Below are 12396 nucleotides of genomic sequence, written 5' to 3'. Positions count from 1 at the left end.
GATCGGACTTTGCCGGATTTGTCAACGCTTGCAATCTGGAATAAGGTCGGAACCGCAGCCACACGGGAATGGCTGCGCATAGGGGGAACACCATGAACAAGACGGCTTATTGCCTGCCTTTGCTGTTGCTGGCCGCTTCGGCGGCACAGGCGCAGGACACGGCCGGCTGTCCGCAGCTGCCTGCCGGCACGGACCTGATCTGGGAACACCGCGCCACCGGCGAGGCCGACTTCTGCCGCGCCCTGCGCGTCGACGGCAGCGAGGCCTTCGGGCTCTACATCACCGGCGAGCCCACGTTCGAGCCGAACCGCCGCAACCGCGAGGAAGCCGGCGTGATCGACGGACGCGAAGTCCACTGGTACCGCGCGGAACTGGCGACCAAGCCCAACATCGAGGCTCGCGAAACGCTGCTCGATCTGCCGGACGGCCGGGTCGCCCATATCTGGCTGCAGGCGCCTCCGGGCGAACCGCTGCAGCAGGCGTTCAACCTGACCGGCGAGCTGCGCTTCGGCGCCAGCCGCCAGATCGCGGCCGGCCAGTAGGCGAACCGCTGGCGCGTCCTGCGCCGGCGGCGCTCTCGACGTGAGCAGGCCGCCGGGGCCGGTCAAAGCGGCCCGGCGGCGACCGTCGCGCCGGGTGATGTTCGGGGGCGTGGCGCCTAGAACCGGCCTTCCTGGAAGTCGACGAACGCCTGCATGAGCTCCTGCCGGGTGTTCATCACGAAGGGGCCGTGGCGCGCGACCGGCTCGCGCAGCGGCCGCCCCGCCACGAGCAGCACGCGCGCACCGGCTTCGCCGGCCTTCAGCCGCACCAGCGGGCCACCGGCGACCACCGCCAGCTGCGGTGCCTGTAACGCCCGGGCATTCGCGCCCTCGCCCAACGATATTTCGCCCTCGAAGACGTACGCGAACGCGTTATGGCCTTCGGGCAGTGCGTGTGCCCACTCCGCCCCGGGCGCGAGGGTGATATCGAGGTACAGCGGCTCGGTTGCCGGCTGCACGATCGGACCGCGCACGCCGCCGACCTCGCCGGCCACCACTTTCACCATGACGCCATCGGCCGGCTGGACCTGCGGAATGCGGTCCGGCGCGAACTCCTGGTAGCGCGGCTCGGTCATCTTCTCGCGCGCCGGCAGGTTCACCCACAGCTGGAAACCGCGCATGCGGCCGGATTCCTGCTCGGGCATCTCCGAGTGGACCAGGCCGCGTCCGGCGGTCATCCACTGCACGCTGCCGGGCACCAGCACGCCCTCGTTGCCGTGGTTGTCCTTGTGGCGCATGCGGCCGTCGAGCATGTAGGTGACGGTCTCGAAGCCGCGGTGCGGGTGGTCGGGGAATCCGGCGAGGTAGTCCTCCGGCCGGTCGGTGCCGAACTCGTCGAGCATCAGGAACGGATCGAGGTCGGGCAGCTGCGGCGTGCCGATCACGCGGGTCAGGCGCACGCCCCCGCCGTCGGAGGCGGGCATGCCGTGGACGGCGCGCGCGACCCGGGCATGGCGGTCGGTGTGGGTGGTCATGGCGGGCTCCGCTGGGTGTCACCGCAGGATGGTGGCCCCGGCGGGGCGAAGCCAGTGGCAAGGCTGCAAGCCTGTGTTCCATCGGGTGAACGATGGGGGTGCTCCATCCGGAACGCTCCTGCGTATCGCCACCTGTAGGAGCGGCTTCAGCCGCGATCGGGTGATTGGTCGCGCGTCCGGTTCACAATCGCGGCTGAAGCCGCTCCTACAGGAGCTCCGGCTCCCGCCCCCTCACCGCCGCACCACCCGCCAGCACCGGTGGATGCGCCCGTTGCGCTCGAAATCCGACGGAATGGTGTCGGCGCTGATCTCCTCGACCCGGGCGAACTCCGCCAGCGCCGCCTCGTCCAGCCGGAACCGGCGGAAGTTGTTGGAGAAATACAGCACGCCGTCGCGCGACAGCCGGGCGACCGCGGCGCGCAGCAGCCGCACGTGTTCGGCCTGCACGTCGAAGTCGCCGGCGCGCTTGGAGTTGGAGAATGTCGGCGGGTCGCAGAACACCAGGTCGTACTCGCCGGTGTCACCGGCCAGCCACGCCATCGCGTCGGCCTGGACCAGCCGGTGGCGGGCGCCGCCGACGCCGTTCTCCTGCAGGTTGTCGGCGCACCACTGCAGGTAGGTCGCCGACAGGTCGACCGTGGTGGTGGCGCGGGCGCGGCCGATCGCGGCGTGCACGGTGGCCGCGCCGGTGTAGCCGAACAGGTTGAGGAACCGCGCGTCCTCGGCCTCGGCGGCGATGCGCAGGCGCATCGGGCGGTGATCGAGGAACAGCCCGGTGTCGAGGTAGTCGAACAGGTTGACCCGCAGCCGCGCGTCGCCCTCGCGCACGACCGCGAACTCGCCGCGCTGGTCGAAGCGGCCGTACTTGCTGCCGCCCTTGCCGCGCGCGCGGGTCTTCAGCGCGACCTGCTCGCGCGGCACCGCGAACACCTCGCGCGCCGCCGCCAGCAGCTCGTTGAGGCGGCGGCGCTGCACCGGCTCGGGGATGTCGACCGGGGCGGCGTACTCCTGCACGTGCAGGAAGGTGCGCGGCGCGGCTTCGTCGGTTTGGTAGACGTCGATCGCGGCGGCGTATTCGGGCAGGTCGGCGTCGTAGGCGCGGAAGCAGGTGACGCCCTCGCGCTGGCGCCAGGCCTTGAGCTTGCGCAGGTTGCGGCGCAGGCGGTTGGCAACCATCTTCGCGCCTTCGCCCAACGCTTCCGACGCCTGCGCGGCGCGCTCACGCTGCGGCGGCGCGACCGGGTCGGCGACGATCAGGGTGCATTCGATCGCACCGTTGAACAGCTGGTACTTCTTCTGCGCGCGCAGTCCGGTGGCGTAGGCCAGCTCGGCGTCGCCGCACAGCAGGCTCGCGCGCCAGCCCGGCACCGCCTGGCGCAGACCGTCGCCGAGTGCGCGGTACAGCGCGGGGTCGGCGGCCAGCCGGATGTCGTACGGCGGGTTGCACACCACCAGCCCGGCCGCGCGGGCGGACTCGGGCAGGCTGTCGGCGGCCAGCGCCTCGACCCCCGCGACCCGCAGGTCGATCACGCCGGCCAGCCCGGCCATCACCTCGTTGTCGCGCGCGGCGCGGATCGCGTGCGGGTCGGTGTCGCGGCCGAAGAACACCGGGCGCAACGCGGCGCGGCCGGCCTGCTCGCGCGCCAGCGCGTCGTCGCGCAGGGCCTTCCAGGCGGCGGTGTCGAAACCCTTCCAGCGGGTCGGGACGAAGCCGCCGTGGCGCAGCAGGCCCGGGGCGACGTCGGCCGCCATCAACGCGCCCTCGATCAACAGCGTGCCGCTGCCGCACATCGGGTCCAGCAGCGCGCCGTCGTCGGCGTACACGCTTGGCCAGCGGCCCCGCACCAGCACCGCCGCGGCGAGGTTCTCCTTCAGCGGCGCCTCGCCCTGCTGCTGGCGCCAGCCGCGCCGGTGCAGCGGCCCGCCGCCGAGGTCGACCGACACGATCGCGCGGCCCTTGCGCACCACCAGGTTGAGGCGCAGGTCGGGCTGCTCGACGTCGACGTCGGGGCGCGCGCCGGTGGCGTCGCGCATCGTGTCGACCACCGCGTCCTTGACCCGCTGCGCGGCGTAGCGCGCGTGGGTCAGGCCGTCGCCGGAAACGTGGGCGTCGACCGCGATGGTGTCGCCATCGGCCAGGTGCTCCGGCCACGGCAGCGCGGCCACGCCGGCGTAGAGGGCGTGCTCGTCGGCGCAGTCGAACTCCGCCAGCGGCCACAGCACCCGGCTGGCCAGCCGCGACCACAGCACCGCGCGCTGGGCGTCGACGAGGTCACCCTCGACGTTGACGCCGGCGATCGCGGCGGTCGCACGCGTGCAGCCCAGCGCGACCAGCTCGTCGGCCAGCAGGTATTCCAGCCCCTTGCCGCAGCTTGCGAAGAACTTCATCAGAGGCTCGCCAGCAATTGCCCGAAGGCGTCGGCGCTGTCCTGCACGTGCGCGGACAGGCGGTGGCCGTCGTCGACCATCAGCAGCCGGGCGCGGCGCGCCGCCGCCCACGCCACCACGGCGTCGGCGTCGCACAGGTCGTCGGCCCAGCCATGGACGATCGCCGTCGGGACATCGGCGGCGTCCAGCGGATGGGCTTCGTGCATGCGCACCGGCGGCGCCATCAGGAACAGCCCGGCGACCGGCACCTGCAGCGAGACGTGCCCGGAGATCCACGCGCCCAGGCTCGACCCGGCCAGCACCACCGGCCCGCGCGCGGCGGCGGCGGTGGCCAGGCCGTGGAGCCGGCGGACGCGCTCGGTCACGTCGCCGAGGTCGCTGACCTCGCGCATCGCATCGAGGTCGGTGTAATCGGGGCGTTCGCAGGTCCAGCCGAGACGTTCGGCGGCCTCGGCCAGGGCGGTGACCTTGGTCGCGTCGGGGCCGCTTTCGAAGCCGTGGGAAAGAATGCAGTGTCCGCGCATGGGGCTCGGGTCCTGGGAATCGGGAGGGCGCGCCGGCACGCCGCGCCGCCCGGCGCCTGGGCGGCTCCCGAGCGGCAGGAGCGGCGGCGGGGGCGCGACGGGCGGGAATGCGCGCGATGCTAGCATCCGCGCCATGTCGACCGCGCCGCCACGCCTGCCGATCCGGGTCGATCCGCTGCCCTACGAGGACCGGCTGGTGCCACGCGACCTGCTGCAGGTCGAACTGGCGGTGATCCACTGCACCGAACTGCCCGACCTCGCCAGCGCGCGCGAGTACGGCGAGCGCGTCCTCTACCCCGACAGCGGCACCGGCAACAGCGGCCACTTCTACATCGACCGCGACGGCGGCGTGCACCGCTGGGTCGCGGCGGACCGCGTGGCCCACCACGTGCGCGGGTTCAACCCGCAGTCGGTCGGGATCGAGCTGGTCAATACCGGCCGCTACCCGGACTGGCTGGACTCGCGCCGGCAGGCGATGGACGAGGACTACACCGAAGCGCAACTGGCGTCGCTGGTGGCGCTGCTGCAGATGCTGCAGACCGAGCTGCCGGGGTTGCGCCAGGTCGCCGGGCACGAGGACCTCGACACCGCGATGGTCGAGGCCAGCGACGACCCGGCGCGGCAGGTACGCCGCAAGCGCGACCCGGGGCCGCGGTTCCCCTGGGCGCGGGTGATGGAGGCGGTCGGGCTCGAACGCCTGTCGCCGTCCCAACCTTTGTAGGAGCGGCTTCAGCCGCGATCGGAAACCGGCGCGGGCGTACGATTCCAAGATCGCGGCTGAAGCCGCTCCTACAACAGAGGCCGACCTTGGGCCACGCCGGCGCAGGCCGACGACTTCCTCCGCGTTCGCGACTTACGTCGCTCCTACGTCTGGTGGCCCGCCGATAGCCGCCACATATGGCCCGGTATAATCGCGGCCCCTGTTGCCGGCGGCCGCGCATGACCTCTCCCGTCTCCGAGTTGATCGACCTGCTTTCGCTCGAACGCCTCGAGGACAACCTGTTCCGCGGCCAGAGCCGTGACATCGGCACCAAGTACGTGTTCGGTGGCCAAGTGCTCGGCCAGGCGCTGTCGGCCGCCCAGACCACCCTGAAGGAGGCGCGCACGGCACACTCGCTGCACGCGTACTTCCTCAAGGCCGGCGACATCGCCGCGCCGGTGGTCTACCAGGTCGACCGCACCCGCGATGGGGGCAGCTTCTCGGTGCGGCGGGTCACCGCCATCCAGCACGGCCAGCCGATCTTCTTCCTCGCCGCGTCCTTCCAGAAGGACGAGGACGGTGCCGAGCACCAGTTGTCGATGCCCGAAGTGCCGCAGCCCGAGGACATCGAACCCGGCGATACCGTCCCGCCCCACGTGATGGCCAGTCTGCCGGACAAGGTGCAGCGCTGGCTGTCGAAGAAGGGGCCGTTCGAGTTCCGCCACGTGTATCCGCGCGACGAACTCAAGCCGCCCAAGCGCCCGCCGTACCAGCAGTTCTGGTTCCGCCTCGGCGAGCGCGTCGGCGACGCGCCGCAACTGCACCAGGCCCTGCTCGCCTACGCCTCGGATTTCCACCTGCTGGGCACGGCGACCTTCCCGCACGGCATCAGCTACTACCAGCCGAACGTGCAGATGGCTTCGCTCGACCACGCGATGTGGTTCCACCGCCCGTTCCGTGCCGACGACTGGCTGCTGTACTCGATGGACAGCCCCAGTGCGCAGGGCTCGCGCGGCCTCGCCCGCGGCCAGATCTACGACCGCGACGGCCACCTCGTGGCCAGCACCGCGCAGGAAGGCCTGATCCGGGTGGTCCGCGACGCCGCCGCGGCCGGCCACGTGCCCGCCCGGGGCTGACGTGCGCAAGGTCTTCAGCAGCCAGCGGATCGAGAACGTCGAGGGCGTCGCCGAGCTGCTGCGCGGGGCCGGCATCGAGGTACGCATCACCGACGGCCGCTCGTACCGCGGCAACCGGCGCGGCAATTTCAGCTACAGCGACCGCTCCGGACCGACCCCGGCGGTGTGGGTGGTGCGCTCGGACCAGCAGGTCGCCGCCCGCGAACTGCTGCGCGAGGCCGGCCTGATCGACACCACCCGCGGCGAGGGCAGCTACGTCAGCAGCACCTTCCGGTTCCGCTCCGAGCAGGAGCCCGTCGGCAGGACGCCTGCGCAGAAGCGCACGTTCCGGCTCAAGGTCGGGCTGATCCTGGTCGCCGTCGCGGTGGCCGGGGTGGCGATGATGCGCGGCGTCGATCTGCCGACGCCGGGTGCGGCACCGGTGCGCGAACTAGCCGAGCCTCCGTTCGACGGCACCATCGCCGCCACCCTGTTTCCGGTCGCGCAGGCGGTGTTCGCCAGCGAGCTCGGCGAGGTGGACACGCCGGTCGCCTGCCTCGGGGTCGACCACACCGACGCGTCGATCCGGCTGATCGAATCGCTGCAGCGCGAGGGCCTGGACCTGGTCCAGGCCTCGGCCTGCGTCGAGGTCGCCGACGAGGACCGCGGCAGCTTCCATCGCGGCTCCGGCCGCGAGGCGATGATCGTCCGCGTCGGCACCTTCCGACCGTCCGCGCCGGACCGCGGCATCATCGAATACAGCGCCTATCATCACCGGATGTGGGCGAGCTACAAGACGCTCGAGGTCGCCCGGGTGGACGGTGAGTGGCGGGTCGTCGACGTGGTCCGCCACGTGCGCAGCCGCGGCATCGGGTTCTGAACGGGAAGGCGATCGGGCATACCGGACCGATCCCCCGGCGTTCCGCCTACCGATAGCTGCGCCTGTCTGCGCTCCTACAGAAAGTCCCCTCGCCCGTGAGACTGGCGACGAATCGGGCACATCGGTCACATCCGGAGCGCCCGCACGTCTGGACCGGTATCGACCCGGAGACGCCCATGCCTCGATACCGCCGCCAACGCCGCCGCGCCCAGCCACACCACGCCGCGCGGTCCACGCCGTCGTACGATCACGCCACCGGCCCTTTCGCGCGCCAACCTGCCTGCCCGTGCCAGGGAGCCCCACGATGAGCAACGTCCCCGCCGCCATCGCGCCGTCCGCATTGGAGCAGCTCATCGCCGGCCACCTCGCCGCCGCCGCGGACGGTGACCGCGACGCCTACGGCCGCATCGTCGCCGCCTGCCAGAACTCGGTCACCGCGATCGCGCTCGCCATTGTCCGCGACGTGCCGGCCAGCGAGGACATCGCGCAGGAGGCCTTCCTCAGCGCCTGGCAGCACCTGCGGCGCCTGCAGAACCCGGCCAGCTTCCTGCCGTGGCTTCGACAGATCACCCGGAACCTCGCGCGCGACCACCTGCGCGGGCGGCGACGCACACCGATCGAAACCCGCGACGCCGACCTGCTGATCGAAACCGCCGCCGATCCGCAACCGGGGCCGCTTGAGGCACTGGCCGGCGACGAGCGCGAGGCGGTGGCCGCCGAACTGATCTCCGCGCTCCCCGACGACAGCCGCGAGGTGCTGCTGCTGTACTACCGCGAAGGCCAGAGCTCGCAGCAGGTCGCCGCCCTGCTCGGCTTGAGCGATGCGGCGGTGCGCAAGCGCCTGTCCCGCGCGCGGCAGAGCGTACGTGCGGACCTGCTGGCGCGGTTCGGCGAGTTCGCCCGGAGCAGTGCGCCGGCGGCGGGGTTCACCGCGATGGTGGCCGGGGCGCTCACCGTCGCCAGTCCCCCGGCGGCCGCCTCCGGGCTGCTCGGCGCCGCGGCCGCGGCGGGCGGGGCCAAGACGCTCTCGAAGATCCTGCTCGGCGCCGCTGGCAGCATCGGACTCGCCGCGGTGGCCGCGTTCGCCGGGATCTACCTCGGCCTGCGCCAGCAGCTCAAGGGCGCCATCGACGATGCCGAACGGGTGGCGCTGGTGCGCAGCGCGGCGGTTTCGGGCCTGGCGTCGATCGGTTTCGTCGCCGCCATGCTTGCGATGGCGCGCTTCACCGAAGGTTGGCTGGGGCCGGTCATCGGCATGCTGGTGTTCATGGCCGTGGTGTTCCACCAGACCCTTGTCGTGCAGCCGCGCATCCTGGCTCCCCGGCACGCCATCGAAGCGCAACGCGACCCGGTCGGGGCCGCCGCACGCCGGCGCCGGGAACGCTGGATGTGCTGGATCGGCAGCGTCGTCGGCCTGGTCGGCGGCTTCGGTGGCCTGATCGCCGGGCTGGTCAGCTCGGGGCGGTTGTGAACACGATGCTGGCCCGCTTCTGGCTACAGCGGTGCGGGCGGGTGTTGCTGATGGTGGCGGTCGCACTGGCGACGCTGCAGTGGGTCCGCGACGGCGCTGTGGACGTTCTCGACACCCTGTTCTGGAGCGCCCTGCCGGCGGTGCTGTCGGCTTCGATCAACACGTGGTGGGCCGCCCGGCACGGCTGCGGCCTGCGTCGCTCCGACACCACGGCGAAGACCCCGGAATAAAAAAGAACCCGCACTCCCATCGCGGAGCGCGGGTTCTTCCCCCATCGGCTTCAGTGCCTCGTCGACTCAGCGACGCGGCGGCGGCAGCAGGTCGGTGCGGCCGAGGAATCCGTCGCGGTCCTCGTCCATGAAGGCGAACCGCTTGGCCATGCGCGGCATCGACGACTCGACTTCAGCGCGGCTGAGCTTGCCGTCGCGGTTGGCGTCGGCGGCAGCGAACTTCTGCTCGGCGCGTTCGCGGAACTTGACGGCACGCTCGGCCCGCATCCGTTCGGCGGCCGCCGTCAGCTCGCTGCGCACCAGGTAGCCGTCGCGGTTGCGGTCGGTGGCGTCGAAGCGCTCGGCGAAGCGCGGGCTGTCGGCCGCCTCGGCCTTGCTGATGCGGCCGTCGCCATCGGCATCGAGCCGGATCGCATGGGCCATGCCGCCGCGACGGTGGCCGCCGCGGTGACCGTGCTTCCAGCGGGGCCGCTCGCCGGCTTCGATCCGGCCGTCGCCGTTGCGATCGAGTTTGTCGAAGTGTCCGGCGAAGCGCGGCATCGCGGCGGCTTCGGCACGGTCGATCGCACCATCGCCATTGGTGTCCAGCCGGGCCATGTGGTGGCCATGGCGGGTCTTGCCGGCATCCGTGGCGCCGGGCTGCTGCGGCGCGGCGACGGCCGCACCCATCAGGGTGGCGGCGATGGCCGCGGTCAGGAAGGTGTAACGGTTCATCCACGATCTCCGGTGTGTGGCGCACCGCGGCGCCGATGCACTGGGAACGCCCGTCGCGCCGCGGAGTTGACCGGTGCTGGCGTGTGTTCAGTCCGTGGACAGCCGGCGGATCGGCGGCGCTATGCTCGCGCCATGGGCACCGATCCCCGACAGGACCTCAACGATCTCCGCCTGTTCCACACCGGCGAGCATCCCTGCGGCTACTGGCCGGACCGGCTGGCCCGCGACCTGGTGCTCGACCCGCGCGACCCGCGCCTGCGCCAGTGGTATCCGATGGCGCTGGGCTGGGGCTTCCGCCGCTCCGGCGACATCGTCTACCGCCCGCACTGCCACGGGTGCCGCGCCTGCGTCGCGGTGCGGATCCCGGTGCAGCGGTTCCGCCCCGACAGGAGCCAGCGTCGCTGCCTGGCGCGCAACGTGGATGTGGAGGCGCGCGTGCTGCCGGCCGAACGCACCGACGAACAGCTGGCGCTGTACCGCCGCTACCTGGTGGCGCGCCATCCCGGCGGCGGCATGGACAGCCACGGCGCGCACGAATTCGACCAGTTCCTGACCGGACGCTGGAACGACGGGCGCTTCCTCGAACTGCGCGAGCGCGCGCCGCACGGCGGCGGCCGGCTGCTCGCGGTGGCCGTCACCGATCTCACCGACGAGGCGCTGTCGGCGGTCTACACGTTCTATGATCCCGACGCCGCGCGCCGCGGCCTGGGCACGCTGGCGATCCTGCGCCAGCTCGACTGGGCCCGCCGCGAAGGCCGCGAGCACCTCTACCTCGGCTACTGGATCGGCAGCCACGCCAAGATGGAATACAAGCGCCGCTTCCGTCCGCTGGAGGCGTTCGACGGACGGTGCTGGCAGGACCTCGATGGAGACCACCCATGACCCCACCGCACCCTCCGGCGCACACGCGTCCGCCTTCACGCCGGCGCCCGTGGGGAAGACTGGCAACGGCGCTGCTGGCCATGCTCGCCCTGGCGGCAACGGCGGGTTGCGTCCGGGTTGCGGTCCACGGCGATCCGGAACGATGGGCGGATGAGATGGCCGATGCGATGACCCCGCCGCTGCGGGTCGCGACCTACAACACCTCTCTCTACGGGGAGACCGGCGGCGCCCTGGTGGCCCAACTACGCGCCGGCGATGCCGACGCCCGCAAGATCGCGGCGGTGCTGCAGCGGGTGCGCCCGGACGTGGTCCTGCTCAACGAGTTCGACTACGACCCCGTGGGCGAGGCGGCCGACCTGTTCCAGCGGCGTTACCTCGAGGTCGCCCAGCCCGGCGGCGGCGACCCGCTGCACTACCCCTACCGCTATCTCGCGCCGGTCAACACCGGCGTCCCCAGTGGGCTGGACCTGGACCGCAGCGGCACCGTCGGCGGCGAATCGCGGGCGCGCGGCAACGATGCGTGGGGCTACGGCCTGCACCCGGGTCAGTACGGGATGCTGGTGCTGTCGCGCCATCCGATCGACAACGCGCGGGTGCGCACGTTCCAGCAGTTCCGCTGGAGCGACCTGCCGGGCGCGCGCCAGCCACGCGATCCGGCCACGGGCACGTCCTGGTATACGCCGGACACCTGGTCGCAATTGCGGCTGTCGTCCAAGTCGCACTGGGACGTGCCGGTGCGGACGCCGCTGGGCACGGTGCACCTGCTGGCCGCCCACCCCACGCCTCCGGTGTTCGACGGCGCCGAGAACCGCAACGGCCTGCGCAACTTCGACGAGATCCGCCTCTGGGCCGAATACATCACCCCCGCCCCGCGGCCGTGGCTGTGCGACGACCGCGGCCGTTGCGGCGGCCTGCCGGCCGATGCGCGCTTCGTGATCGCGGGGGACTACAACGCCGACCCGCTCGACGGCGACGGCGTGCCCGGCGCCATCGCGCAGCTGCTGGACCATCCGCGGGTCAATGCGGCCTTCATCCCGCGCAGCCACGGCGCAGAGGAACGCGCCCGCGAGCGCGGCTTCGATCGTCAGGGCGACGTTGCCACCCACACCGGCGACTTCGGCCCGAAATCCGGCACCCTCCGCCTCGACTACGTGCTGCCTTCCAACAACCTTCGCGTGGTCGACGGCGGCGTGTTCTGGCCGACCAGCGACACCCCCACGGCGGCGATCGCCGACGCCAGCGACCATCACCTGGTGTGGGTGGATCTCGAGGTTGCGCTCTGACGTACCGGCAGGCTGATGGAGGGTCGGTGCGGTGCGGCTACCTGGTCCGGCCCAAGGGTGCCGGTCCAGGGCGGTAGTTCGCGAGAGGCGCCTGCCGGCTAGGCCGGGCAGTCGCTCCCCGATACTCGCTTGGTGCCCGGCCTACCCGGCAGGCGCCAGGAAACCTCCGCAGGCCTGCTGTTTCCTGCAGGCGCCCGTCCTGTCGGGAGCGGGTGGGCGAGGGGCATCGCAACCAAGCGAGTATCGGGGAGCGACTTGCGATGCCCCTCGCCTACCCGCCGTGCGTATCTTCCCGCTACTGCTTTTCTCCCGCCAAGGGAGGCACACCGTCACCAGCGGACTCCACCTGCACCTGTGCATCGGTGCCCTCGTCCGCCAGCGACCGCGCCGTTTCCACCGCGATCCGCGGACCAAACCCGAACGCCTCGTCGCTGCGCGCCGACACCACCATGCGCACCATGTTCGTCGGCACCATCAACTCCAGCTGGATCGCCTCGCCACGCGTGGTCTGGCCATCCAGCGTCATCTCCACCAACGCCCCGCCCGTGTCGATCTCGCGGCACACCACGTGCTCGCCTGCCGGCCCCGCCTGCAGATAGGGCTTGATCGCATCGCCGAGCGCCTCGAGCGCCTGCGGGAAGAAGAAAACCGCGTACCCGTTCTTGTCGTTCATCGAAACTCCGTCGTGGCGTC

General features: G+C 71.8%; 13 protein-coding genes. 8 read left to right on the top strand and 5 right to left on the bottom strand.

Going from position 1 to position 12396, the window contains the following annotated elements:
* Nucleotides 1–92 precede the first annotated feature (92 nt).
* On the top strand, nt 93–542 hold the full coding sequence (locus U8331_RS05235; RefSeq protein WP_481132557.1) for a hypothetical protein: 450 nt from the start codon (nt 93–95) through the stop codon (nt 540–542).
* Nucleotides 543–658: 116 nt separating this feature from the next.
* Here U8331_RS05235 and U8331_RS05230 read toward each other — a convergent pair whose 3' ends face one another.
* The 3 genes from U8331_RS05230 to U8331_RS05220 all read right to left on the bottom strand — a co-directional run bounded on the left by U8331_RS05230 (nt 659) and on the right by U8331_RS05220 (nt 4428).
* A complete protein-coding gene (locus U8331_RS05230; RefSeq protein WP_481132556.1) occupies nt 659–1516 on the bottom strand; it encodes a pirin family protein in 858 nt (285 codons plus the stop codon).
* A 231-nt stretch (nt 1517–1747) separates the two neighbouring features.
* Nucleotides 1748–3904: a bifunctional 23S rRNA (guanine(2069)-N(7))-methyltransferase RlmK/23S rRNA (guanine(2445)-N(2))-methyltransferase RlmL gene (gene rlmKL, locus U8331_RS05225; protein WP_481132555.1), complete on the bottom strand. Its 2157-nt coding sequence runs from the start codon at nt 3902–3904 to the stop codon at nt 1748–1750.
* Nucleotides 3904–4428: an alpha/beta family hydrolase gene (locus U8331_RS05220; RefSeq protein WP_481132554.1), complete on the bottom strand. Its 525-nt coding sequence runs from the start codon at nt 4426–4428 to the stop codon at nt 3904–3906. Before U8331_RS05220 ends, rlmKL begins: the two co-directional genes overlap by 1 nt.
* 133 nt (nt 4429–4561) lie before the next feature.
* On the opposite strand from U8331_RS05220, the gene U8331_RS05215 reads away from it, so the two are divergent.
* The 5 genes from U8331_RS05215 (at nt 4562) to U8331_RS05195 (ending at nt 8824) form a co-directional block, all read left to right on the top strand.
* Complete coding sequence (locus U8331_RS05215) at nt 4562–5149, top strand: N-acetylmuramoyl-L-alanine amidase (RefSeq protein ID WP_481132553.1); 588 nt, start codon at nt 4562–4564, stop codon at nt 5147–5149.
* Nucleotides 5150–5367: 218 nt separating this feature from the next.
* A complete protein-coding gene (gene tesB / locus U8331_RS05210) occupies nt 5368–6264 on the top strand; it encodes an acyl-CoA thioesterase II (RefSeq protein WP_481132552.1) in 897 nt (298 codons plus the stop codon).
* Nucleotide 6265: 1 nt separating this feature from the next.
* Nucleotides 6266–7123: a hypothetical protein gene (locus U8331_RS05205; protein WP_481132551.1), complete on the top strand. Its 858-nt coding sequence runs from the start codon at nt 6266–6268 to the stop codon at nt 7121–7123.
* A 304-nt stretch (nt 7124–7427) separates the two neighbouring features.
* Nucleotides 7428–8594, top strand: coding sequence for an RNA polymerase sigma factor (locus U8331_RS05200; protein ID WP_481132550.1), 1167 nt, complete (start codon nt 7428–7430; stop codon nt 8592–8594).
* Nucleotides 8591–8824 carry a hypothetical protein gene (locus U8331_RS05195; RefSeq protein ID WP_481132549.1) on the top strand — a complete coding sequence of 78 codons (234 nt, stop codon included), beginning with the start codon at nt 8591–8593 and terminating at the stop codon, nt 8822–8824. The genes U8331_RS05200 and U8331_RS05195 overlap by 4 nt, the downstream gene beginning before the upstream one ends.
* A gap of 66 nt (nt 8825–8890) precedes the next feature.
* Here the strand turns inward: U8331_RS05195 and U8331_RS05190 are convergent, their stop codons facing one another.
* On the bottom strand, nt 8891–9538 hold the full coding sequence (locus tag U8331_RS05190; protein WP_481132548.1) for an EF-hand domain-containing protein: 648 nt from the start codon (nt 9536–9538) through the stop codon (nt 8891–8893).
* Nucleotides 9539–9670: 132 nt separating this feature from the next.
* Between U8331_RS05190 and U8331_RS05185 the strand changes: the two genes are divergently transcribed.
* Together U8331_RS05185 and U8331_RS05180 are read left to right on the top strand one after the other, a co-directional pair.
* Nucleotides 9671–10420: an arginyltransferase gene (locus U8331_RS05185; protein ID WP_481132547.1), complete on the top strand. Its 750-nt coding sequence runs from the start codon at nt 9671–9673 to the stop codon at nt 10418–10420.
* Entirely contained in the window at nt 10417–11703 is a 1287-nt protein-coding gene (locus U8331_RS05180; RefSeq protein WP_481132546.1) for an endonuclease/exonuclease/phosphatase family protein, read from the top strand. The genes U8331_RS05185 and U8331_RS05180 overlap by 4 nt, the downstream gene beginning before the upstream one ends.
* A gap of 295 nt (nt 11704–11998) precedes the next feature.
* On the opposite strand, the gene U8331_RS05175 is transcribed toward U8331_RS05180, so the two are convergent.
* Nucleotides 11999–12376: a hypothetical protein gene (locus tag U8331_RS05175; protein WP_481132545.1), complete on the bottom strand. Its 378-nt coding sequence runs from the start codon at nt 12374–12376 to the stop codon at nt 11999–12001.
* Nucleotides 12377–12396: the final 20 nt, after the last annotated feature.

The sequence above is a fragment of the Lysobacter sp. CC-YZS074 genome, assembly GCF_056739745.1.
Note: the sequence above shows the minus strand (reverse complement) of the source record. Positions and strands in the feature narration are given on the sequence as shown.

Coding starts and splice junctions, on each gene's coding strand:
- U8331_RS05180 (WP_481132546.1), top strand. CDS start 10,417: ATGACCCCACCGCACCCTCCGGCGCACACGCGTCCGCCTTCACGCCGG.
- U8331_RS05220 (WP_481132554.1), bottom strand. CDS start 4,428: ATGCGCGGACACTGCATTCTTTCCCACGGCTTCGAAAGCGGCCCCGAC.
- U8331_RS05235 (WP_481132557.1), top strand. CDS start 93: ATGAACAAGACGGCTTATTGCCTGCCTTTGCTGTTGCTGGCCGCTTCG.
- U8331_RS05230 (WP_481132556.1), bottom strand. CDS start 1,516: ATGACCACCCACACCGACCGCCATGCCCGGGTCGCGCGCGCCGTCCAC.
- U8331_RS05190 (WP_481132548.1), bottom strand. CDS start 9,538: ATGAACCGTTACACCTTCCTGACCGCGGCCATCGCCGCCACCCTGATG.
- tesB (WP_481132552.1), top strand. CDS start 5,368: ATGACCTCTCCCGTCTCCGAGTTGATCGACCTGCTTTCGCTCGAACGC.
- U8331_RS05215 (WP_481132553.1), top strand. CDS start 4,562: ATGTCGACCGCGCCGCCACGCCTGCCGATCCGGGTCGATCCGCTGCCC.
- U8331_RS05185 (WP_481132547.1), top strand. CDS start 9,671: ATGGGCACCGATCCCCGACAGGACCTCAACGATCTCCGCCTGTTCCAC.
- U8331_RS05175 (WP_481132545.1), bottom strand. CDS start 12,376: ATGAACGACAAGAACGGGTACGCGGTTTTCTTCTTCCCGCAGGCGCTC.
- U8331_RS05200 (WP_481132550.1), top strand. CDS start 7,428: ATGAGCAACGTCCCCGCCGCCATCGCGCCGTCCGCATTGGAGCAGCTC.
- rlmKL (WP_481132555.1), bottom strand. CDS start 3,904: ATGAAGTTCTTCGCAAGCTGCGGCAAGGGGCTGGAATACCTGCTGGCC.